Annotated in this window: 22 protein-coding genes and 1 pseudogene; 12 read left to right on the plus strand and 11 right to left on the minus strand. The window is 54.7% G+C overall.

Features of this window, described 5'->3' with window-relative positions; all coding sequences use genetic code 11:
• Positions 1–115: 115 nt before the first annotated feature.
• The gene (rhaR, locus tag OOJ60_RS20710) at positions 116–964 is read left to right on the plus strand and encodes an HTH-type transcriptional activator RhaR (protein WP_205613118.1); all 849 of its coding nucleotides are present in this window, start codon (positions 116–118) and stop codon (positions 962–964) included.
• Here the strand turns inward: rhaR and rhaT are convergent.
• Positions 961–1,995 carry an L-rhamnose/proton symporter RhaT gene (rhaT, locus tag OOJ60_RS20715; RefSeq protein ID WP_181822231.1) on the minus strand — a complete coding sequence of 345 codons (1,035 nt, stop codon included), beginning with the start codon at positions 1,993–1,995 and terminating at the stop codon, positions 961–963. The genes rhaR and rhaT overlap by 4 nt on opposite strands.
• A 287-nt stretch (positions 1,996–2,282) precedes the next feature.
• Here rhaT and sodA point away from each other — a divergent pair, with 287 nt between their 5' ends.
• On the plus strand, positions 2,283–2,903 hold the full coding sequence (gene sodA / locus OOJ60_RS20720; RefSeq protein ID WP_042292530.1) for a superoxide dismutase [Mn]: 621 nt from the start codon (positions 2,283–2,285) through the stop codon (positions 2,901–2,903).
• 82 nt (positions 2,904–2,985) lie between these two features.
• Here sodA and OOJ60_RS20725 read toward each other — a convergent pair whose 3' ends face one another.
• Positions 2,986–3,876 carry a dihydrodipicolinate synthase family protein gene (locus OOJ60_RS20725; protein ID WP_205613119.1) on the minus strand — a complete coding sequence of 297 codons (891 nt, stop codon included), beginning with the start codon at positions 3,874–3,876 and terminating at the stop codon, positions 2,986–2,988.
• A gap of 153 nt (positions 3,877–4,029) precedes the next feature.
• On the opposite strand from OOJ60_RS20725, the gene yiiM reads away from it, so the two are divergent.
• Positions 4,030–4,701, plus strand: a complete 672-nt coding sequence (yiiM, locus tag OOJ60_RS20730) for a 6-hydroxyaminopurine reductase (RefSeq protein ID WP_060570996.1) — start codon at positions 4,030–4,032, stop codon at positions 4,699–4,701.
• Between the two features lie 122 nt (positions 4,702–4,823).
• Here yiiM and cpxA read toward each other — a convergent pair whose 3' ends face one another.
• Positions 4,824–6,197, minus strand: a complete 1,374-nt coding sequence (gene cpxA / locus OOJ60_RS20735; RefSeq protein WP_042292539.1) for an envelope stress sensor histidine kinase CpxA — start codon at positions 6,195–6,197, stop codon at positions 4,824–4,826.
• Positions 6,194–6,892: an envelope stress response regulator transcription factor CpxR gene (gene cpxR / locus OOJ60_RS20740; RefSeq protein WP_042292540.1), complete on the minus strand. Its 699-nt coding sequence runs from the start codon at positions 6,890–6,892 to the stop codon at positions 6,194–6,196. Before cpxR ends, cpxA begins: the two co-directional genes overlap by 4 nt.
• A gap of 150 nt (positions 6,893–7,042) precedes the next feature.
• Here cpxR and cpxP point away from each other — a divergent pair, with 150 nt between their 5' ends.
• From cpxP to OOJ60_RS20775, 7 genes and pseudogenes are all read left to right on the plus strand, one after another.
• A complete protein-coding gene (cpxP, locus tag OOJ60_RS20745) occupies positions 7,043–7,543 on the plus strand; it encodes a cell-envelope stress modulator CpxP (RefSeq protein WP_042292543.1) in 501 nt (166 codons plus the stop codon).
• A 149-nt stretch (positions 7,544–7,692) separates the two neighbouring features.
• Complete coding sequence (gene fieF / locus OOJ60_RS20750) at positions 7,693–8,595, plus strand: CDF family cation-efflux transporter FieF (protein ID WP_042292546.1); 903 nt, start codon at positions 7,693–7,695, stop codon at positions 8,593–8,595.
• Positions 8,596–8,780: 185 nt separating this feature from the next.
• Positions 8,781–9,743 (plus strand): 6-phosphofructokinase, encoded by a 963-nt coding sequence (pfkA, locus tag OOJ60_RS20755; RefSeq protein WP_042292548.1) that lies wholly within the window; start codon positions 8,781–8,783, stop codon positions 9,741–9,743.
• Positions 9,744–9,906: 163 nt separating this feature from the next.
• A complete protein-coding gene (locus OOJ60_RS20760; RefSeq protein WP_181822230.1) occupies positions 9,907–10,896 on the plus strand; it encodes a sulfate ABC transporter substrate-binding protein in 990 nt (329 codons plus the stop codon).
• A 102-nt stretch (positions 10,897–10,998) separates the two neighbouring features.
• Positions 10,999–11,748, plus strand: a complete 750-nt coding sequence (locus tag OOJ60_RS20765; RefSeq protein WP_205613120.1) for a CDP-diacylglycerol diphosphatase — start codon at positions 10,999–11,001, stop codon at positions 11,746–11,748.
• Between the two features lie 73 nt (positions 11,749–11,821).
• Complete coding sequence (locus OOJ60_RS20770) at positions 11,822–13,126, plus strand: SLC13 family permease (protein ID WP_205613121.1); 1,305 nt, start codon at positions 11,822–11,824, stop codon at positions 13,124–13,126.
• A 113-nt stretch (positions 13,127–13,239) separates the two neighbouring features.
• Positions 13,240–14,710: pseudogene (locus OOJ60_RS20775) on the plus strand (DASS family sodium-coupled anion symporter).
• Positions 14,711–14,751: 41 nt separating this feature from the next.
• Here OOJ60_RS20775 and tpiA read toward each other — a convergent pair.
• Both tpiA and OOJ60_RS20785 read right to left on the minus strand, forming a co-directional pair.
• Positions 14,752–15,519, minus strand: coding sequence for a triose-phosphate isomerase (gene tpiA / locus OOJ60_RS20780; protein WP_060571000.1), 768 nt, complete (start codon positions 15,517–15,519; stop codon positions 14,752–14,754).
• Positions 15,520–15,630: 111 nt separating this feature from the next.
• The gene (locus OOJ60_RS20785; RefSeq protein ID WP_042292561.1) at positions 15,631–16,227 is read right to left on the minus strand and encodes a YiiQ family protein; all 597 of its coding nucleotides are present in this window, start codon (positions 16,225–16,227) and stop codon (positions 15,631–15,633) included.
• Positions 16,228–16,327: 100 nt separating this feature from the next.
• Here OOJ60_RS20785 and OOJ60_RS20790 point away from each other — a divergent pair, with 100 nt between their 5' ends.
• Positions 16,328–16,756, plus strand: coding sequence for a DUF805 domain-containing protein (locus OOJ60_RS20790; RefSeq protein WP_181822229.1), 429 nt, complete (start codon positions 16,328–16,330; stop codon positions 16,754–16,756).
• Between the two features lie 42 nt (positions 16,757–16,798).
• On the opposite strand, the gene fpr is transcribed toward OOJ60_RS20790, so the two are convergent.
• From fpr to glpF, 4 genes are all read right to left on the minus strand, one after another.
• Positions 16,799–17,545, minus strand: coding sequence for a ferredoxin--NADP(+) reductase (gene fpr, locus OOJ60_RS20795; protein ID WP_042292566.1), 747 nt, complete (start codon positions 17,543–17,545; stop codon positions 16,799–16,801).
• A gap of 96 nt (positions 17,546–17,641) precedes the next feature.
• Positions 17,642–18,652 (minus strand): class II fructose-bisphosphatase, encoded by a 1,011-nt coding sequence (glpX, locus tag OOJ60_RS20800; protein ID WP_042292574.1) that lies wholly within the window; start codon positions 18,650–18,652, stop codon positions 17,642–17,644.
• Between the two features lie 191 nt (positions 18,653–18,843).
• On the minus strand, positions 18,844–20,352 hold the full coding sequence (glpK, locus tag OOJ60_RS20805) for a glycerol kinase GlpK (RefSeq protein ID WP_205613122.1): 1,509 nt from the start codon (positions 20,350–20,352) through the stop codon (positions 18,844–18,846).
• Between the two features lie 21 nt (positions 20,353–20,373).
• Positions 20,374–21,219 (minus strand): glycerol uptake facilitator protein GlpF, encoded by an 846-nt coding sequence (gene glpF / locus OOJ60_RS20810; RefSeq protein WP_205613123.1) that lies wholly within the window; start codon positions 21,217–21,219, stop codon positions 20,374–20,376.
• A 399-nt stretch (positions 21,220–21,618) separates the two neighbouring features.
• Here glpF and zapB point away from each other — a divergent pair, with 399 nt between their 5' ends.
• Positions 21,619–21,864: a septal ring assembly protein ZapB gene (gene zapB, locus OOJ60_RS20815; RefSeq protein WP_120714923.1), complete on the plus strand. Its 246-nt coding sequence runs from the start codon at positions 21,619–21,621 to the stop codon at positions 21,862–21,864.
• A gap of 167 nt (positions 21,865–22,031) precedes the next feature.
• On the opposite strand, the gene rraA is transcribed toward zapB, so the two are convergent.
• A complete protein-coding gene (gene rraA / locus OOJ60_RS20820) occupies positions 22,032–22,517 on the minus strand; it encodes a ribonuclease E activity regulator RraA (protein ID WP_181822225.1) in 486 nt (161 codons plus the stop codon).
• Positions 22,518–22,576 lie beyond the last annotated feature (59 nt).

The raw sequence follows: 22,576 nt of genomic DNA on the forward strand, positions 1-22,576 counted from the left end.
TAATGATGCAATGATGAGGCCGGATAGCGACGCGTTAGCGTTCTATCCGGCCTGCGTGTCACGCTTTTTGTAGGCCGGGTAAGGCGGTAACCGACATCCGGCAGGGAAGACTTTGGTGGCGAATCAGTTAGTCCTGTTAAAAAAAGACTTTTTTGCCGGTGATGAACAGGCTGTCGCCGTCGCCGATCGCTATCCGCAGAGCGTGTTTGCTGAACATACCCATGAATTCTGTGAACTGGTAATGGTGTGGCGTGGTAATGGGCTGCACGTGCTCAATGATCGTCCGTACCGGATTACGCGTGGTGATCTGTTTTACATTCGCGCGGAAGACAAGCACTCCTACACCTCGGTTAATGACCTCGTGCTGCAGAATATTATCTATTGCCCGGAGCGGCTTAAGCTGAACCTTGCCTGGGAGAGCGCCATTCCCGGTTTCAACGGTACGCCAAGACAGCCGCACTGGCGATTGGGCAGCGCCGGAATGACCCAGGCGCGCCAGGTGATTAACCAGCTTGAGCATGAAAGTCATCAGCACGATCCGCTGGTTAATGACATGGCGGAACTGTTGTTCGGGCAACTGGTGATGACGTTGAAGCGTCACCGCTACGCTACCGACAACCTGCCAACCACTTCCAGCGAAACCCTGCTTGATAAACTGATCACCGCGCTGGCGGGAAGCCTTGAGCGCCCGTTCGCGCTGGATGTATTTTGCGATCGGGAAGGGTGTAGCGAGCGCGTGCTGCGCCAGCAGTTCCGCAATCAGACCGGTATGACCATCAACCAGTATCAGCGCCAGGTGCGCGTCTGCCATGCGCAATATTTGCTTCAGCACAGCCGCCTGATGATCAGTGAAATTTCGATGCAGTGCGGGTTTGAGGACAGTAACTATTTTTCGGTGGTGTTCACCCGGGAAACCGGGATGACGCCCAGTCAGTGGCGTCATCTCAGTACTCAAACCGATTAACTGGCCATTCCCAGACCAACGATATTGGCGGCAATAATGATGACCACACAGCCCAGACTCAGGACGCCGACAGGACGACGTCCGGCGTTGTTCCACTCTTTCAGTACCAGTCCGACGATCCCGCCGCAGAGTACGTAGAAGCTCATGTGCAGCATCCAGCTAATGTAGTCGTACTGCGCCGGAATGCGCGCGTGGCCCCAGGCGTAAAAGAAGAACTGTAAGTACCACATCAGACCGCCCAGCGCGGAGAGCAGTATGTTGGAGACGATCAGCGGTTTTGCCAGCGAGAAGTCGGCTTTTATCGACAGATCTTTTACTTTTGCCAGACGAATAAAGCAGAAGCCAAGGTTAACCAGCGCGCCGCCGCCCATAATCACCACATAGCTTGGCAGAGCGACATACAGCGGGTCGACACCCAGCGCGGCAGCCGCTTCGTGCATCGGTTTTGCAGCGTTCATCGCAAAGGACATCCCGGCAGAGAAGATGCCGCACATCACTGCCAGCAGCAGGCCTTTTTTCAGATTGAAATCCTCGGCCTTGATGCCCATTTTACGCTCTTTAAGCTGACCGGCGCGGGTGACGATCGCGACGCCAATCAGGGCCACCAACACGCCCAGCAGCGTCATCCGCCCGCCTTCGGTGTTGATCAGCACATCAAAATTGCCGTTGATGATAGGCGTCATCAGCGTACCGACAATCAGCGTGATGCCAATCGCGATACCAATGCCCATCGACATGCCGAGATAGCGCATTGTCAGGCCATAGTTGATGTTGCCGATACCCCACATGGCGCCGAACAGGAACACGGGCAGCAGAGTAGAAAGATTGAAGGAGCTGAAATAGGCCCAGAAGTCAGGCAACAACATGGCGCTGATGGTCCAGGGCAGGATCAGCCAGGAGACTATGCCTCCCACCGACCACATGGTTTCCCATGACCACTGTTTAACTTGTTTGAACGGGGCATAGAAACAGGCTGCACTGGCCGCACCTATCAAATGCCAAAAGATACCCATCGTAATCGCGTTACTCATCACGTCATCCTCATTGTTTTTATCGTCGGTTTTACCCATCCGACGTCATGAGTTTAAAAAGTGCGCAGATACATAACCTTTTAACGGTTGCCGCAGTCACGGCGTTGATGGCAATCAGGACGTTAACTGAGTGATTTGGCTCACATATCAGGTAAAGTGAGAAAAAAAGATATCCCTACAAAAACTACGGCATTGATAATCATTTTCAATATCATTTAATTAACTATAATGAACCAACTGCTTACGCGGCATTAACACCCAGCCGCTCGACAATAATGGAGATGATTATGAGTTATACACTGCCATCCCTGCCGTACGCTTACGATGCACTGGAACCGCACTTCGATAAGCAGACGATGGAAATCCACCATACCAAACACCACCAGACTTACGTTAACAACGCTAACGCAGCGCTGGAAAGCCTGCCGGAACTGGCCGCGCTGCCGGTTGAAGAACTGATTACGAAGCTGGATCAGGTGCCTGCGGACAAGAAAACGGTTCTGCGTAACAATGCAGGCGGCCATGCTAACCACAGCCTGTTCTGGAAAGGCCTGAAAAAAGGCACCACCCTGCAGGGCGACCTGAAAGCCGCTATCGAGCGCGACTTCGGTTCCGTTGATAACTTCAAAGCGGAATTCGAGAAAGCCGCTGCCACCCGTTTCGGCTCCGGCTGGGCGTGGCTGGTGCTGCAAGGCGATAAACTGGCTGTTGTTTCTACCGCCAACCAGGACTCCCCGCTGATGGGTGAAGCGATTTCTGGCGCATCCGGTTTCCCGATCCTGGGTCTGGACGTGTGGGAGCACGCTTACTACCTGAAATTCCAGAACCGCCGTCCGGACTACATCAAAGAGTTCTGGAACGTGGTGAACTGGGACGAAGCTGCGGCGCGTTTCGCGGCTAAAAAATAATTTGTCTGCCGGATGGCGCGGTGACGCCATCCGGTACGCATCAGCAGGCCCGGTGAGCGAGAGCGCCGCCGGGCCTGTTTTTTTATCTGCCAAAAACGGTATCGATCGTCTGGCATTGTTGCGCATTCAGTTCTCCACCCGCGTTGCGCGACACGCCGGTGCAATAGCCAAACTTGCGCGATACCACTGTTTTAATGGTGGTGACAAAATCCTCGCCGATGGCGTAAATCGACATATAAACGCCGATCTTCTGCTGGATATCGCGCAGGGTGGCGAGGTCGCCCGCCCTGAATGCCTCGCGCGCGCTGACAAACAACTCCGGCATTACGTTGTTCAGCCCGGAAATAATCCCCGCACCGCCTGCCAGCAGGTTAGGAATGTAATATTCGTCATAACCGGACAGTACCGCGAAATCATTGCGTACCGCGCGCGTCGCCTGGATCATGCTGCGGGTATGCGACTGACAGTCGACGGTATCTTTAATACCGGCGAAGTTCGGGAATTCGCCGGCGAGGGTTGCGACCAGCTCCGGCGTTAAATCGCAGCCGGTACGCGCCGGAAAGTTATAGGCGAACCATTTGCCGCTGAGCTGTTGCCCAAGCTGGCGAAAATAGCGCAATAGCTGGGTTGGCGTCTGGCCGTAGTAATACGGCGGCAAAACCATCACCGCGTCATAGCCTGTGAGATACGCTTCCTTCGCCATCAGCAGCACGTCCTGCGTACAGGTTGAGGAGACGTTAGCAACCATTTTTAGCGTGCTCATGGCGCGCGCCTCACGAATCAATAACAGACGCTCTTCTAACGAGAAGGAGGCGAATTCCCCGATACTGCCCATCAGTAAAATGACGTCGATTCTGGCCTCTGTCAGGCGGCTCAGGTGTTGCTTAAGCCCGTTGAGATCGATTTTGCCGTCATTATCCATTGGCGTAATGGAGGGGCACCAGACGCCAGCAAACTGCGTTTGACCTGTCACGTTGTTGACTCCTTATTCTGAAATGGCGTTTCAAAAGACCGTTCATTGATAACATGTCTCTTACTGCATCATGTGAACCGTGCTCTCATTTTGCGCACCCGAGGTAAAATAATTGTGGTTAAATAGGGCAAATTTATCGGGGAGAGGGACCAGATGCGCTATCCAGTAGAGGTATTTACCGGCAAGATTCAGGACTACGCGGGAAACCGCCCCAGTGCGATCGCCAAAATTCAGGTGGATGGCGAACTTAAGCTGACCGAACTCGGTCTGGAAGGCGACCAGCAGGCGGAAAAGAAAATCCACGGCGGGCCGGATCGCGCGCTGTGTCATTACCCCCGCGAGCATTACGGCTGGTGGGCGCGTGAATTCCCTATGCAGGCGGAGCGGTTCGTGGCTCCGGCATTTGGTGAAAATCTCTCAACCGAAGGACTCACCGAAGAGAACGTCTTTATTGGCGATATTTTTCGCTGGGGCGAGGCGCTGATCCAGGTTACGCAGCCTCGTTCGCCGTGTCATAAGCTTAACTTCCATTTCGGCATCAGCGATATGGCAAGCCAGATGCAAAACAGCGGTAAAACCGGCTGGCTGTGCAGCGTGATTGCCGCCGGGAACGTGTCGACGGACGCGCCGCTGGAGCTGGTCTCTCGTATTAGCGACGTGTCGGTGCAGGAAGCCATCGCGATTGCATGGCATATGCCGTTCGATGATGAGCAGTATCATCGTTTGCTGTCGGCGGCAGGGCTGTCGAAAAGCTGGACCAGAACAATGCAGAAACGCCGCCTGAGCGGCAAGATAGAAGATCAGTCGCGGCGTCTGCGCGGCTGAAACCTTTATCGCCATCCGGCAACGAAACGTGCCTGATGGCGTTGTTTAACAGACCTACGGGCATACAACGATGTGCAGGCCGGACAAGGCGTTTTCGTCGCCGTCCGGCACGACAACGTGAGTTACGAACGCTTATACAGCGGCAGCCAGATCACCAGCCGTAGCCCGCCGAGCGGGCTGTCTTCGGCTTTCACCCAGCCACGGTGCTGTTGAATTGCAGTTTCAACAATCGCCAGCCCCAGTCCTGTTCCGCCAGATTCGCGATCGCGCGCTTCGTCTGTCCGGTAAAACGGCCGGAAGATTTGTTCCCGGTCTTCTGGGCTAACGCCCGGCCCGTCGTCATCCACCGTGATCGTAATGCCGTCTTTATCCACTGCGAAGCCAACTTCGATCTTCGTATGGGAATAGCGCAGCGCGTTACGAACGATATTTTCCAGCGCGCTTTCCAGCGCGTTCGGGTTGCCATACAGCGGCCAGGGTCCCGGCGGGAAGTTCACCGTGAACGATTTACCCATCTGCTCAGCTTCAAAGGCGGCGTTATCCAACACCTCACCCCACAGCTGATTTGCTTTCATCGTTTCGCTGACCAGCGCGTTTTTCTGCTGATTGCGCGACATCACTAACAGGTCGTTGATCATGCTATCCAGACGCTGTGCTTCGGTCTCGATGCGCTCAAGCTCTTTGCTTTCGCCGCTGCGGCGGCGCAACAGCGCGGTGCCCAGTTGCAGGCGAGTGAGCGGCGTTCTCAGCTCATGCGAGATATCCGACAGCAGACGCTGTTGGGTGGTCATCATGCGTTCCAGCGCGGTCACCATCTGGTTGAAACTGGCCCCTGCTGCAAGGAATTCCTGCGGGCCAGCTTCCAGCTCCGGATGCTGACGCAGGTTACCCTGGGCCACCTCATCCGCCGCGTTTTTCAGCTTGCGCGCTGGTTTCGCCAGGCTCCAGGCCAGCCACAGCAGCAGTGGCGAACTCACCAGCATGGTGACAATCAACAACAACAATGGGCGGTCAAACAGCAGGTTAATAAAATCGGATTGGGAATTGCTGGCCGGCCGAATCAGGTAAAGCTGGTAGTTATCTTCGCCGTCTCTCACCGAGAACGGCCCTACCATCTCTACGCGACCATACTTTTTCTTCTGCGGATGATCGGCGTTATCCGCCTGACCAATGAAGTTACGAATGATCTGCATTTCACTGCGTTCTGCGCCGATCACCCGTCCTTCGGTGGTCACAAGCAATAACCGCTGTCCCGGCGGCGCCCACTTGTCTATCGCGCGGAACAAGCGACGCCACCACATCAAATCATTGGGTGGATCGTTCGCAAGTTCAGCTTCTACGTGTTGCTCTATCATCAACCCCTGGCGCTGTTCGCTGTCCAGCAGCTCGGTCATTTGACGCGAGTCGAGCTTGGGCAACATCAGTACCAGCATCAACACCAGCGCCAGCGTCAACCAGAAGATGGCAAAGATGCGCGCGGTTAAGCTCCCTATCATGAAGCGGAGACCATCAGATAGCCGCGACCACGCAGGGTTTTAAACCACGGATGCCCGTCTTTACGTTCCGGCAGCTTGCGGCGCAGGTTCGAAATATGCATATCAATAGCGCGGTCGAAAGGCGTCAGGCGTTTACCCAGCACTTCCTGGCTTAAATGTTCACGCGAGACCACCTGCCCAAGATGCTGCGCCAGCAGGTAAAGCAGGGTGAACTCGGTGCCGGTGAGCTCCAGGGTCTGGCCGTCAAAGCTGGCCTCCTGGCGGCCCGGATTCAGGCTCAGCGCGTCGACTTCCAGCGTCGGCGAGCCGTTATCGCTGCTCTGCTGCTGTTCGCTCCAGTGTGAACGGCGCAGAATCGCGCGGATACGCGCAACCAGTTCGCGGTCGTTAAACGGTTTGGGTAAATAATCATCTGCGCCCAGCTCAAGGCCGAGAACGCGATCCAGTTCGCTGCCGCGGGCGGTCAGCATAATTACGGGGGTCTGGTGTGTCTGACGAAGCGCTTTCAGCGTATCGATACCGTTTTTCTTCGGCATCATCACATCAAGCAAAAGTAAATCGATGCTGTCGTCCAGAAGCTCCAGCGCCTGTTCCCCATCATGGGCAACCAGCACCGTGAAGCCTTCCATTTCGAGCAGTTCCTTTAAAAGGGATGTCAACTCTCGGTCATCATCAACTAACAGGATTTTATTCATTGTTTACGTACCTCCGAGGCAGAAATTACGACATCAAGCGCCGCTAATCCATGACTTTACGTTGTTTTACACCCCCTGACGCATGTTTGCAGCCCGAATCGTAGACTGTCTCTCGTTGAATCGCGACAGAAAAGATTTTGGGAGCAAGTGATGCGCAAAGTTACCGCTGCCGTCATGGCCTCAACGCTGGCACTCAGTACATTGAGCCATGCTGCTGAAGTCGTTACAGGCGATAACTGGCACCCGGGCGAACCTTCGGCGCCGCGCACTGTACAAAGCCATATGTTTGACGGCATAAGTTTAACCGAACATCAACGTCAACAGATGCGAGATCTGATGCAACAGGCCCGGCACGAACAGCCTCCTGTTAATGTTAGCGAAATGGAGACAATGCATCGCCTTGTCACCGCAGAAAAATTTGATGAAAACGCTGTACGCGCTCAGGCAGAAAAAATGGCGCAGGCCCAGGTTGCCCGACAGGTCGAAATGGCTAAAGTCCGCAACCAGATGTATCGCCTGCTCACGCCCGAGCAACAAGCGGTTTTAAACGAGAAACATCAACAACGAATGGAGCAGTTGCGCGACGTGACGCAATGGCAAAAAAGTTCATCGTTGAAGTTATTGAGTAGTAGCAACTCACGTTCCCAGTAACAAACCCTGTTTTCCTTGCCATAGACACCATCCCTGTCTTCCCCCACATGATGTGGGGGTTTTTTTTTGCCTGAAAATTGTCATCGTCATATTCCATTACTGTTTATCGCCTTCCGTTATACTACCGGCATGTAAAGGCAGGAGTGTTTATGAATCAATCTTATGGGCGGTTAGTCAGCCGGGCCGCGATCGCCGCGACGGTGATGGCATCGCTGTTACTTTTGATCAAAATTTTTGCGTGGTGGTACACCGGGTCAGTAAGTATTCTGGCTGCGCTTGTCGATTCGCTGGTGGATATCGCCGCGTCGCTCACCAACCTGTTAGTGGTGCGCTATTCGCTGCAACCGGCGGACGATGAACACACATTTGGACACGGAAAAGCGGAATCGCTGGCCGCGCTGGCGCAAAGCATGTTTATTTCCGGTTCGGCGCTGTTTCTGTTTTTGACCGGCATTCAGCATCTAATCACGCCTACGCCAATGAATGAGCCCGGCGTAGGGGTAATCGTGACGATTATCGCCCTGATATCGACGATTATGCTGGTCACGTTTCAGCGCTGGGTGGTGAAACGGACGCAAAGCCAGGCGGTGCGGGCGGATATGCTTCATTATCAGTCTGATGTTATGATGAACGGCGCTATTCTCGTGGCGCTCGGGCTTGCCTGGTACGGTTGGCATCGTGCGGATGCGTTGTTTGCATTAGGGATTGGCATCTATATTTTATATAGCGCCTTACGTATGGGCTATGATGCAGTGCAGTCGTTGCTGGATCGCGCCTTACCCGATGATGAACGTCAGGAAATTATTGAAATCGTGACCTCCTGGCCGGGCGTCAGCGGTGCTCACGATCTACGAACGCGGCAGTCAGGGCCGACCCGCTTTATTCAGATTCATTTGGAAATGGAAGATAATCTCCCGCTCGTTCAGGCGCATTTGGTGGCTGAACAGGTAGAGCAGGCGATTTTGCGGCGTTTTCCAGGGTCGGATGTGATTATTCATCAGGATCCCTGTTCTGTCGTCCCCAGGGAAGGCAAACGGTTTGAGCTTTCGTAAGTGTTGGTAAAAAAAGAGAGCCAGGCCCGCATTTTGTGTATAAATTACCGCCATTTGGCCTGACCTGAATCAATTCAGCAGGGAGCGATTGTTATACTATTTGCATATTCGTTGGATCGTCTCGATGTGCAGAATCGACTTCCGGCAACAGATTTCAATTTGCATTTCAAAGTTCAGAGGTAGTCATGATTAAGAAAATCGGTGTGTTGACAAGCGGCGGTGATGCGCCGGGCATGAACGCAGCAATCCGTGGTGTGGTGCGCGCAGCACTGACGGAAGGACTGGAAGTCATGGGCATTTATGATGGCTACCTGGGTCTGTATGAAGATCGCATGGTGCAGCTTGACCGTTACAGCGTGTCCGACATGATCAACCGTGGCGGTACTTTCCTGGGATCCGCGCGCTTCCCGGAATTCCGTGACGAAAACATCCGCGCCGTGGCTATCGAAAACCTGAAAAAACGGGGTATCGACGCGCTGGTGGTTATCGGCGGCGACGGTTCCTACATGGGGGCGAAACGCCTGACTGAAATGGGTTTCCCGTGCATCGGTCTGCCGGGTACTATCGATAACGATATCAAAGGCACCGACTATACCATTGGTTATTTCACCGCTCTGGGTACCGTGGTAGAAGCCATTGACCGTCTGCGCGACACCTCGTCTTCCCACCAGCGTATCTCCATCGTTGAAGTGATGGGCCGTTACTGCGGCGACCTGACGCTGGCTGCGGCTATCGCTGGTGGCTGCGAATTTGTGGTGGTGCCGGAAGTGGAATTCAGCCGTGACGATCTGGTTGCTGAGATCAAAGCCGGTATCGCGAAAGGTAAAAAACACGCCATCGTCGCGATCACTGAGCATATGTGTGATGTCGATGAACTGGCGCATTACATCGAGAAAGAGACAGGCCGTGAAACCCGTGCAACCGTTCTGGGCCACATTCAGCGTGGGGGTTCGCCGGTGCCTTATGACCGGATCCTGGCTTCCCGCATGGGCGCGTACGCCATTGAGCTGCTGCTGGAAGGCTTTGGCGGTCGTTGCGTTGGCATTCAGAACGAAAAACTGGTGCACCATGACATCATCGACGCCATTGAGAACATGAAGCGTCCGTTTAAAGGTGACTGGCTGGACTGCGCGAAGAAACTGTACTAACGCGTGTACCGCAGACTGCCGACTGGCAGTCTGCGGTGATCAGACAAAATTCCCCGTTTTTCATATTCCCCCAGGTTATAGCCAATCTTTTTTTATTCTTTAATGTTTGAATACCTTTCTGGCACGCTTTCTTCATCACAACACAACATAAGAGAGTTGGGCGATGAACAAATGGGGCGTGGGGTTAACATTATTGCTGGCATCGACCAGCGTTCTGGCAAAGGATATTCAGTTACTTAACGTGTCTTATGATCCAACCCGCGAGCTGTACGAGCAGTACAATAAAGCGTTTAGCGCCCACTGGAAGCAGGAGACGGGCGATAATGTGGTGATCCGCCAGTCTCACGGTGGTTCCGGCAAACAGGCCACGTCGGTGATAAACGGTATCGAAGCCGATGTGGTGACGCTGGCGCTGGCCTATGACGTTGATGCTATTGCCGAACGGGGCCGCATTGATAAAAACTGGATCAAACGCCTGCCGGACAACTCTGCACCGTATACCTCCACCATTGTTTTCCTTGTCCGTAAAGGCAACCCCAAACAAATCCGTGACTGGAACGATCTGGTCAAGCCGGGCGTTTCGGTGATTACCCCAAATCCAAAAAGCTCTGGCGGGGCGCGCTGGAACTATCTGGCGGCCTGGGGCTACGCGCTGCATCACAACAATAACGACCAGGCCAAAGCCCAGGCGTTCGTGAAAGCGCTGTATAAAAACGTGGAAGTGCTGGATTCCGGCGCACGCGGTTCAACTAACACCTTCGTTGAGCGCGGCATTGGCGACGTACTGATCGCCTGGGAGAACGAAGCGTTGCTGGCTGCCAACGAACTGGGCAAAGATAAATTCGAAATTGTGACGCCTGGCGAATCGATTCTCGCCGAACCGACCGTCTCCATCGTCGACAAAGTGGTGGATAAAAAGGGAACACAGACGGTCGCGGAAGCTTACCTGAAATACCTGTACTCGCCGGAAGGCCAGGCGATCGCCGCGAAAAACTACTACCGTCCGCGCGATGCGGAGGTGGCGAAGAAATATGAAAATGTCTTTCCGAAGCTAAAGCTGTTTACCATTGATGACGTCTTCGGCGGCTGGACGAAAGCGCAGAAAGACCATTTCTCGAATGGCGGCACGTTCGATCAGATCAGTAAACGTTAATCTGCGTGTTGAGCACCGGCCCGGGGCAATTGCCGCCGGGCTTTTTTATTTGTCATCATTTTGCGTTACTCTTGCAGGTCGTTTAGATACAGGGAACGCGTCATGAAAAAAATCGTTTATGGATTGCTGGCACTGCTGGTGTTTGTTGCCGCTGCGGGTGTGGGTTACTGGAAATTTATGCGTAATCCTGACGCATTACGCGACATCGTTTTTGAGCAATGTCTGCCAAACCAACTGCAGCGGCAAAATCCGGCGCCGTGTGCCGAAGTAAAACCCGATGCCGGTTACGTGGTGTTCAAAGACCGCAACGGTCCGCTGCAATATCTCCTGATGCCAACGTATCGCATCAACGGTACAGAAAGTCCGTTACTGACCGAGCCGTACACGCCCAATTTTTTCTGGCTGGCCTGGCAGGCGCGCAGCTTTATGAGCCAGAAGTACGGTAAGGAGATACCGGACAGTGCCGTTTCCTTGACGATAAACTCACGTACCGGGCGGACACAGAACCATTTCCACATCCATATCTCCTGCCTGCGTCCCGATGTTCGCGCGCAGTTGGACGCAAATCTCGCGAATGTCAGTTCCCGCTGGCTCCCCCTGCCAGGCGGATTACGCGGACATGTGTATCTGGCGCGTCGTGTGACCGAAAGCGAACTGGCGCAGCGTAGTCCGTTTATGATGCTGGCGGAAGAAGTGCCGGACGCGCGTGACCATATGGGAAGCTATGCGTTGGCGATGGCTCGCCAGAGTGATAACGCGTTTGTTTTACTGGCGACGCAACGCAATCTGCTCATGCTGAACCGTGCCTCGGCAGAGGAAATTCAGGATCATCAGTGTGATATTCTCCGCTAGCCCCTGCTAATCTGTCATTTACTCGACCTGCCTGTCCCCGTATTCTTGATGAAAAAAACGACAGGAGACAGGCATGTCGCTCTGGCTTTCGCATCCCCTTTTTCTTCCTTCGCTGGTGATTGGCATCACCATTCTGCTCTGGGCAACCTCGCTGTTGCCGGAGTTCATCACCGCACTGCTGTTCTTTACCGTGGCGATGATGGCAAAGATCGCGCCGCCGGACGTCATCTTCGGTGGTTTTGCTTCGTCGGCGTTCTGGCTGGTGTTCAGCGGTTTTGTACTTGGCGTGGCGATCCGGAAAACGGGACTGGCAGACCGGGCGGCGAGGGCACTGTCTTCAAGATTGACCGACTCCTGGCCGCTAATGGTGGCGAGCGTGGTGCTACTGAGCTACGCGCTGGCCTTTGTGATGCCGTCTAACATGGGGCGCATCGCACTGTTGATGCCTGTCGTCGCGGCGATGGCGAAGCGTGCCGGAATTAAGGACGGAACCCGCGCATGGTACGGCCTGGCGCTTGCTGTCGGTTTCGGCACTTTCCAGCTTTCTGCCACGATACTACCGGCTAACGTGCCGAATCTGGTGATGAGCGGCGCGGCGGAAGGCGCATACGGCATCCATCTCAATTATCTCCCCTATCTGCTTCTGCACACGCCGGTATTGGGCTGGTTGAAAGGCGCTTTGCTCATTGTACTGATCTGCGGGTTATTTCCAGGCAAGCCTCAGGCGCCGCGCGAATTAACGCCGCCTGAGCCGATGAGTCGCGCCGAAAAACGGTTGGCCTGGATGTTAGCGGTGGTGCTGGTGATGTGGGTTAGTGAGAGCTGGCACGGTATTGGTCCTGCATGGACCGGGCTGGCGGCGGCGGTGATAACCTTGCTGCCGCGTATCGGTTTTATCAGCGGAGACGAGTTTGCCTCGGGCGTGAACTTACGTACCTGCCTGTACGTTGCAGGCATACTTGGGCTGGCGATGACCGTCACGGAAACGGGGATTGGCGATGCGGTGGGTGAGGCGCTCCTGCACGTCATGCCGCTCGATCCGCAGGCGCCGTTTACCAGCTTCCTCGCATTGACCGGCATTACCACCGCGCTCAACTTCATTATGACCGCTAATGGTGTCCCGGCGCTTTACACCACACTGGCGCAGAGCTTCTCTGAGGCCACCGGTTTTCCGCTTCTGTCGGTGATTATGATTCAGGTGCTGGGTTATTCCACTCCGCTGTTGCCGTATCAGGCGTCTCCGATTGTGGTGGCGATGGCGTTAGGGAAGGTACCGGCAAGGGCAGGCATGTTGCTGTGTATCGCACTGGCGCTGGCAACTTATTTTGTGCTGCTCCCATTGGATTACGCCTGGTTCAGCGTGCTGGGGAAATTATAGTTTCAATACGGTGTTAATTTTTTGTTTTGTGAGATGGTGAATTGTTTTATATGGAGCGATGGCGGTTAATAGCGAAGCGCTGATTTGCGCACTGGAAACTCAAGGACAGATTCATGGACAGATTAACCCCCATCCGCTGTTGGCCTGCCATTATCTCGCTTGTGATTACGCTGACAATCTGGTTTGTTATCCCTTGCCCACCTGAGGTCACCCCAGAGGCGTGGCACCTGTTGGCGTTGTTTATCGGCACGATTGCGGCAATTATCGGTAAAGCAATGCCGATTGGCGCTATCGCAGTTGTGGCGATTATGCTGGTGGCAATGACCGGTGTTACCAATCCGGGTAAACCTTCGGCAGCGCTTAATGATGCGTTAAGCGGCTTTTCAAACCAGCTGATCTGGTTAATTGGCCTGTCGATCATGCTGTCGCAAAGTCTGTTGAAAACCGGGCTGGGCGCGCGCATTGGCTACGGATTTATTGCGCTGTTTGGTAAAAGAACGCTGGGTATCGCCTGGGCGCTCACCCTCGCTGAAACGCTGATTGCGCCAGTCACGCCGAGCAATACCGCGCGCGGCGGCGGCATTATTCATCCGGTGATGCGGGCCATTGCGGAAAGCCTCGGCTCGCAGCCGGGAAACAGTGAAAATGGCTCCATGGGACGCTATCTCGCGCTGGTGAACTACAACATTAACCCGATCAGTTCTGCGATGTTTATCACCGCAACCGCGCCTAACCCGCTAATTGTCAGCTTTCTGCTGAAGGGGACGGATGGGGTACTGAATATGACCTGGGATGTGGGCTATTGCCGCGCTGCTTCCTGCGGTCGTATCACTGGTCGTGATGCCCATTGTTATCTGGTGGCTCTATCCGCCCGCGATTACGCGCACGCCGAATGCGCCGCAGTTCGCGCGGGAAAAACTGGATGCGCTTGGCCCGCTCTCGCTGGCGGAAAAAATCACCCTGGCGGTTTTCATTTTGTTGCTCTGCCTGTGGGCGGGTGTCCCTGCGATGCTCATGGGCAGCGGCTGGACTGTTAATCCCACCAGTGCCGCGTTAATTGGCTTATCGATTTTGTTGCTGACCGGCGTATTAAGCTGGGACGATATGCTTAAGTGCCGTGGGGCATGGGATACTATCGTCTGGTTTGCCGCACTGGTGATGATGGCGGATTTTCTCAGTAAGCTGGGTCTGGTGGGCTGGCTGGCGACCAGCGTCGGAAGCGCCATTGACCATCTCGGCGTTCACTGGAGCATCGCGACGCTTTTGCTGATTCTGCTTTACGTCTACTCGCACTACTTTTTTGCCAGCACCACCGCGCATATTACGGCGATGTTTGCTGCGTTTTTCGCCGCGGGATTAGGCCTTGGCGCGCCACCCGCACTGCTTGGGCTGATGCTCGGTTTTTCATCCTCTCTGATGATGTCGCTCACGCACTATGGTACGGGCACTGCGCCTATCATCTTTGGATCAGGCTATGTCACGCTGGCGGAATGGTGGAAAACGGGGCTGGTCATGAGCGTGGTCAATCTGACCATCTGGGGAGTGACCGGCGCCTTCTGGTGGCGCTGGCTGGGTTACTGGTAAAGCGATAGTGACGGGAGGAGAGGTCCTCCCGTCCCGACAACTTACGCCTGTTTAGCCGCTTCCGCCGCTTTTACGATGACAGCGAAAGCATCAGCTTTCAGAGAAGCACCGCCAACCAGCGCGCCGTCGATGTCCGGCTGAGCGAACAGTTCCGCCGCGTTGGACGCGTTTACGGAACCGCCGTACTGGATGATGACCTGCTCAGCGATTTTCGCGTCCGCTTTGGCAATGTGGTCACGGATAAACTTATGCACCGCCTGTGCCTGCGCAGGCGTCGCTGATTTACCGGTACCGATAGCCCATACCGGCTCGTACGCGATGACCGCGCCTTCGAACGCTGCTGCGCCCTGGGTTTTCAGCACGGCGTCAATCTGACGTGCGCACACTTCTTCGGTTTTGCCTGCTTCGTTTTCGGCTTCGGTTTCACCGATGCACAGAACTGGCGTCAGGCCCTGTTCTTTCAGTACGGCGAATTTTTTCGCGATCAGCTCGTCAGACTCTTTATGGTAAGTACGACGCTCAGAGTGGCCGATAATGATGTACTGCGCGCCGATGTCTTTCAGCATTTCAGCGGAAGTTTCACCGGTGAATGCGCCAGACAGATTCAGGTCAACGTTCTGCGCGCCCAGAATGATGTGGCTACCGGCCGCGGCCTGCTTCGCCAGATCGATATACATTTCCGGCGGAGCGATCGCAACCGCACAGCCAGCAACGCCAGCCAGCTCTTTACGCAGGTTAGCCACCAGCTCGTTTACCATATGGCGGCTGCCGTTCAGTTTCCAGTTACCCATCACTAAAGGATGTCGCATTGTAATTCTCCACGCTTTGTCAGCGAATTAAGGAAGATGGCCACTCTTGCGAGCAGCATGGTCTGTGAAACAGTATAGAGATTTTCCCCTGAGAGGCTTTGCTTTTTATCACTAATTAAGCCCCTCAAGATCCTCAGATAACGCCAGCTTAATCGGTTCAACCGCGAAGGTCAGCCCCTTTTCGCCGTTATCTGCCACAACATAGCGAATTGCGCCTTCGGTTTCGGCGTAGTAGCGTTTATTTTTTCCTGCGGCGAGCAGTTTTTGCAGCTTTTTCTGGCTTTGTTCTTTGGTCAACAGTGGTGCGACGGTGCGGATCACGGCCGTCATGTACTCCAGCGCTTTCGCTTTCGCCGCTTTTTGTTCCGGCCCCTGGATCGGCAGCCAGGTGATCTGCATACTCTTGATCTTCAACGTTCCCCGCTCAAGGGCGGTAGAAGCGTACAGATTCTCGTTAATTTTGCTGGCTGCGCGGGTGAGATTGGCTTTATCGCGACTGCTGTCGATAGAACGGAATTCGTTTAACGGAAGCTTTGGGTTCTGTTGGTTAAAGTTTTCGCGAAACTGGCTGATAGAGAGATCAAATGTTGGCGCTCCGGCAAGCAAGTATGGCGCTGTGGGGGCGACCAGAGGCTCCGCCGACAGCGCGGTCACGCTGAACGTCATCGCTGAAAATAACATTAAAAACAGTGAACATCCTGGCTTCATCAATCTTACCTTTCGTTATGACTGCTCACGATTAAAACGATAACCGTCTGGCTTGTCAAAAGGGTAAACTGTCGGCGTTTTCTATTTTAAAGGAACTTACATGACCATACAGCAGTGGTTATTCTCATTTAAAGGGCGTATTGGCCGCCGTGATTTCTGGATCTGGATGGTTCTGTGGCTTGTCGGCATGGTGGTCCTGTTTTCGCTGGCGAGCCAGTCGTTGCTCGATATCCAAACCGCGGCGTTTTGCCTGGTCTGCCTGCTCTGGCCGACGGCGGCGGTGACAGTAAAACGCCTTCACGACCGTGGGCGTTCCGGACTGTGGGCGCTCTTGATGATTCTGGCGTGGATGTTGTTGGCTGGAAACTGGGCAATCCTGCCAGGTATGTGGCAATGGGCGGTGGGGCGCTTTGTACCGACGCTGATTCTTATCATGATGATTATCGATCTGGGCGCGTTTATCGGCACCCAGGGGGAAAATAAGTTCGGCAAAGACACCCAGGACGTTAAATATAAAGCGGAACGGTAAACAGCAGGCCGGATCCGGCGATGTCGCCCTCCGGCAAAATATTTACCAGTAGTGCTCTGCGGTCATATGACCTGGGCGACGACGCAAGTGTTTGCTCATCTGCCGGGTTTCTTTCAACAACTGTTGGGTATCGCGCACCATCTGCGGGTTACCGCAGAGCATCACATGGCTGGTCTCTTTATCTATCGGTAGCCCGATGGCTTTTTCCAGCTCGCCGCTTTCAATGAGCGCCGGAACGCGACCGGTTAACGAACCGGCGACGGTTTCCCGACTGACCACCGTCTGGATCCGCAGCTTGCCTTCATACCGTTTTTGCAGTTCCTGCATGAGCGGTAAATAGCTTAAATCGGCGGCGTAGCGCGCGGCATGGACCAGCACCAGATTTTTAAAGCGGTCCAGATCTTTTCCCCACTGCAGAATCGACAGATACGGGCCAATGGCGGTGCCGGTCGCCAGCATCCACAGCGTGTCGCAGTCGGGGATCTCTTCCAGCACAAAGAAACCTGCGGCTTCACTCACCACCAGGACTTCATCGCCGGGTTTCAGCGCCGCCAGACGCGGGCTTAGCTTGCCGTCGGGAACGGTGACGAGGTAAAACTCCAGATCCGGGTTATCGGGGGCATTCACGTAGGAGTAAGCGCGCTGGACGCGCTCGCCGTCAATTTCCAGCCCAAGCTTGGTAAACTGACCGGCGGTAAAAGGATGAACGGGGGCGTGGACGGTCAGACTAAACAGGGCATCGGTCCAGTTCTGTACCTTCGTGACTTTGCCTGTTACCCAATCTGCCATGGTTTTCTCCTGTTCTGATCTCGTCCCTTTATCTTCGTTCCTTGGCCGCAAGATTTCCAGCCCGGATGGGCTGGAAGGCTCGAACGAACAAATCAATTACAGGATATGCGCCTGCACGTCCGGGTCTTTGCGATCCAGATAGTGAATGGACTGGATACGGCGGATGGTGCGGGACTTTCCGCGAATCAACAGCGTTTCGGTGGTGGCGATGTTGCCTTTGCGGCTAATCCCTTCCAGCAGATCGCCTTTGGTGATGCCGGTGGCGGAGAAAATCACGTTGTCGCTACGCGCCATTTCGTCCAGACGCAGCACTTTTCCCGCGTCGATCCCCATCGCTTTACAGCGTGCCAGCTCTTGTTCGCCAATGCGGCGGTTATCTTCGCTGTCGCCTTTGACGTCATGACGCGCCAGCAGACGACCCTGCATGTCGCCATCCAGCGCACGGATCACCGCCGCGGAGACCACGCCTTCCGGCGCGCCGCCAATGCCGTACAGCACGTCGACTTCGCTGTCAGGCATACAGGTCAGAATGGAGGCTGCTACGTCGCCGTCAGGAATGGCGAATACGCGCACGCCGAGGGTTTGCATCTGCGCAATCACATTATCGTGACGCGGCTTCGCCAGAATGGTCACCGTTAAATCACACAGCGGCTTGCCAAGCGCGGCGGCGATGTTGCGCAGGTTGTCCGCCAGCGGCAGATTCAGGTCGATAGCGCCTTTCGCGCCCGGTCCGACGATGAGCTTTTCCATATACATATCCGGCGCGTTCAGGAAGCTCCCCTTATCGCCGACTGCCAGCACCGCCAGCGCGTTGGCCTGGCCCATCGCCGTCATACGCGTGCCTTCGATTGGATCGACAGCGATATCCACCGCATCGCCGTGACCGGTTCCTACGTTTTCGCCGATGTAGAGCATTGGCGCTTCATCGATCTCGCCTTCACCAATCACGATGGTGCCGTCAATATTGACCTGATTAAGCATAATGCGCATCGCGTTTACCGCCGCGCCGTCTGCGGTGTTTTTGTCACCGCGTCCCAACCATTTGTAGCCAGCCAGCGCCGCCGCTTCGGTTACGCGGGAAAATTCGATGGCAAGTTCTCGTCTCATAGCAAACTCGTAGCAGAAAGGAATGGCGCGCAGTGTAGCACAGGGGAAGGGGCCTGATTATTGATGTGTGTGCGGGGTTGCCCCCGCATAAAGATTTTTCCGGATGGCGATGCTAACGTGTCCCATCCAGCCGGGATCCTGCTTGTCGTGGTAGGCCGGATAAGGCGAAGCCTCGATCCGGCATTCCACAATCACTCGTCGTGTTCTTCCCACGCCAGCGCGCGTTTCACTGCTTTTTTCCAGCCGCTGTAACGGTAGTTACGCTCGGTAGTTTCAATGCCAGGGCGGAATTCACGCTCAATAACCGCTTTTTCCTGTAGCTCATCAAGGTTCTGCCAGTAGCCAACCGCCAGACCCGCAAGGTACGCCGCCCCCAGCGCGGTGACTTCGCGCACTTCCGGGCGCTCGACGCGTGTACCGAGAATGTCCGACTGGAACTGCATCAGGAAGTTATTAGCGACCGCGCCGCCGTCAACACGCAGAGCGTGTAGACGAATACCGGAGTCTGCCTGCATTGCCTCCAGCACATCACGGGTCTGATAAGCGATCGATTCCAGCGTCGCGCGGATGATGTGGTTGGCATTCACCCCACGGGTCAGGCCGAAGATCGCGCCACGGGCATACGGGTCCCAGTAGGGTGCGCCGAGGCCAGTAAACGCCGGCACCACATACACGCCGTTAGTGTCCTTCACTTTGGTGGCAAAATATTCAGAGTCGAAGGCGTCGCTGATCAACTTCATTTCATCACGCAGCCACTGGATAGACGCACCGGCCATAAACACCGCACCTTCCAGCGCGTAGTTCACTTCGCCGGTCGGGCCACAGGCGATGGTAGTCAAAAGTCCGTTTTCGGACTTAACTGCTTTCTCGCCGGTGTTCATCAGCATAAAGCAGCCGGTGCCGTAGGTATTCTTCGCCATCCCTTCTTTAACGCACAGTTGGCCGAACAGTGCCGCCTGCTGGTCACCGGCGATACCGGCGATAGGAATGCGCGTGCCGCCTTTACCGCCAATATTGGTCTGGCCGTACACTTCAGAAGAACGGCGCACTTCCGGCAGCATCGCGCGCGGAATATCCAGCGCATCCAGCATCTTGTCGTCCCAGTCCAGGGTGTGGATGTTGAACAGCATGGTGCGTGAGGCGTTGGTGTAATCCGTCACGTGTACGCGTCCCTGGGTCATTTTCCAGATAAGCCAGGTGTCCACTGTACCGAACAACAATTCGCCCCGACGCGCGCGCTCGCGTGAGCCTTCAACGTGGTCGAGGATCCACTTCACTTTGGTGCCGGAGAAGTAAGGGTCAATCACCAGACCAGTGGTGCTACGGACATACTCTTCCATGCCGTCGCGTTTTAAGCGCTCGCAAATGTCGGCGGTACGACGACACTGCCAGACGATGGCGTTATAGATCGGCTTGCCGGTCTCACGCTCCCAGACAATGGTGGTCTCACGCTGGTTGGTGATACCGATCGCTGCAATTTGATCGGAACTGATGTCTGCTTTCGCCAGGACTTCCACCAGCGTAGAGCTTTGCGTCGCCCAGATTTCCATCGGGTCGTGCTCTACCCAGCCTGCTTTCGGGTAGATCTGCTCAAATTCGCGTTGGGAAACGCTCACGATATTCGCATCGTGATCCATCACAACGGCGCGGGAGCTGGTGGTGCCCTGGTCGAGCGCAACGATATACTTTTTGTCAGTCATAATTTTTGTCCCGTAGTCACATTACAGCGAAGCTTTTTGTTGTGTAGCGGCCGTGGTTTCCTTCTCTTCCACGACACAGGTATCGCACGGCAAATGGCGGCCAATCAGCTTGCGATAGGCAAACGCGCCCAGAATAGCGCCAACGATGGGGCCGAACAGCGGCACCAGGAAGTAAGGAATATCTTTGCCGCCGGTGAAGGCCACGTTACCCCAACCGGCCAGCCAGGCGAACGCTTTCGGACCGATGTCACGCGCCGGGTTCATTGCAAAGCCGGTCAGTGGCCCCATTGATGCGCCGATAACCGCAATCAGCAAGCCAATCAGCAGCGGCGCTAGCGGGCCGCGAGGAACACCGTTACCGTCGTCGGTCAGCGCCAGGATAAGCCCCATCAGAATAGCGGTAATCACCATTTCAACCGCGAAGGCCTGCACAAAATTGATATGTGGATTGGGATATGTCGAGAAAGTGCCAGCCAGATCAACACTTTCAACGCTGCCGCGTACGATGTGGTGCGTCAGCTCATAGTTCGCGAAAAGATTGTAATAAAGCCCGTAAACTAGCGCCGCTGCGCAAAACGCGCCGGCAAACTGAGAAATAATAAAAGGAACAACTTTACGCTTGTCGAAACAAGCAAACAGCCATAACGCAATGGTGACTGCCGGATTCAGGTGCGCGCCAGACACGCCTGCGGTCAGGTAGATAGCCATCGCTACCCCCAGCCCCCAGATGACGCTGATTTCCCACTGTCCAAAAGACGCTCCGGCGACTTTTAGCGCAGCGACACACCCCACACCGAAGAAAATCAACAACCCGGTACCGAGGAATTCAGCAATGCACTGGCCTTTTAAGGTTGATGTTTGACTCATAATCGGATCCTGAAGAGATTAGTGTTTATTGTAAGCGAGGAGGTCACTGACGTCCGCGATGCCCTGTAGGCATACTGTTAATTTATCGTTAACGAGCAAAAACGAGAAATATCGAAATTAAAATGTGTGTGCTCCGTCAATAAAATGAGCGTTATCGCGCCATAAAGCGCGTTTTGCAATACATAAGAACTGTGAGCTGAATCATTTCTTTAACCAATGTGTTAACACTTTGGAGTTATAGGGCGAATGTCACCAGGAGAAGGATGAAAAGTGTGGCAAACCGCAATCTGCGCGGGATGCTGCTGGACAGGGGCGGCGGGGCTTCATACAATCGGGCACTATAGATTATGCGATATTGTGCGCGTATGCGTGAAGCGTCGCCTTGCAATTCAGGAGAGTATGACCATGTCTTTAGAAGTGTTTGAGAAACTGGAAGCAAAAGTACAGCAGGCGATTGATACCATCACTTTGCTGCAGATGGAAATCGAAGAGCTGAAAGAAAAAAATAACTCGCTGGCGCAGGAAGTGCAGTCTGCACAGCACAGCCGTGAAGAGCTGGAGCGCGAGAACCATTCTCTGAAAGAGCAGCAGAACGGCTGGCAGGATCGGTTGCAGGCTCTTTTAGGCCGTATGGAAGAAGTCTAATTACGCTTTATCTTTCGCGTAATCATCGTGGTGATTTTGGAGAATTTGTAGGTCGGATAAGGCGCTCGCGCTGCCATCCGGCACAATAACCTCAATGGCGCGCTACGCTTATCAGGCTTACAGATTACGTCACGTATAAAAAAGGCACCTTGTGGTGCCTTTTTTGATCACTCAATATCGAGCGGGTCTTCGGAAAGGATGATGCCGGTATTGTCGGCGTAGAGGTGGTCACCGGAGAAGAACGTCACGCCGCCGAAGTTGACGCGGACATCACTTTCGCCAATCCCTTCTCCTGCCGCGCCGACCGGAATCGCGGCAATCGCCTGGATACCGATATCCAGTTCTTCCAGGTCGTCTACCTGACGCACCGCGCCGTAGATCACCAGACCTTCCCATTCATTCTGTGCCGCCAGGCGCGCCAGTTCGGCGTCGACCAGCGCACGACGGACAGAACCGCCGCCGTCGACCAGCAGAACGCGACCACGGCCATTTTGTTCGAGCAGATCGTACAGCAACCCGTTGTCCTCGAAACATTTCACCGTGACGATTTGTCCGCCAAACGACGACCGTCCTCCAAAGTTAGAGAACAGCGGTTCCACGACGTTGACATCTTCTTGATAGATGTCACAAAGCTCGGAAGTATCGTATTTCATAGGCTTAACGTTCAGTTGCTGCGAGAATTTTTAGTATATCGCGCTAAGTGCACTGTTGG

The sequence above is a fragment of the Citrobacter sp. R4 genome, assembly GCF_026719175.1.
GTDB lineage: Bacteria > Pseudomonadota > Gammaproteobacteria > Enterobacterales > Enterobacteriaceae > Citrobacter_A > Citrobacter_A sedlakii.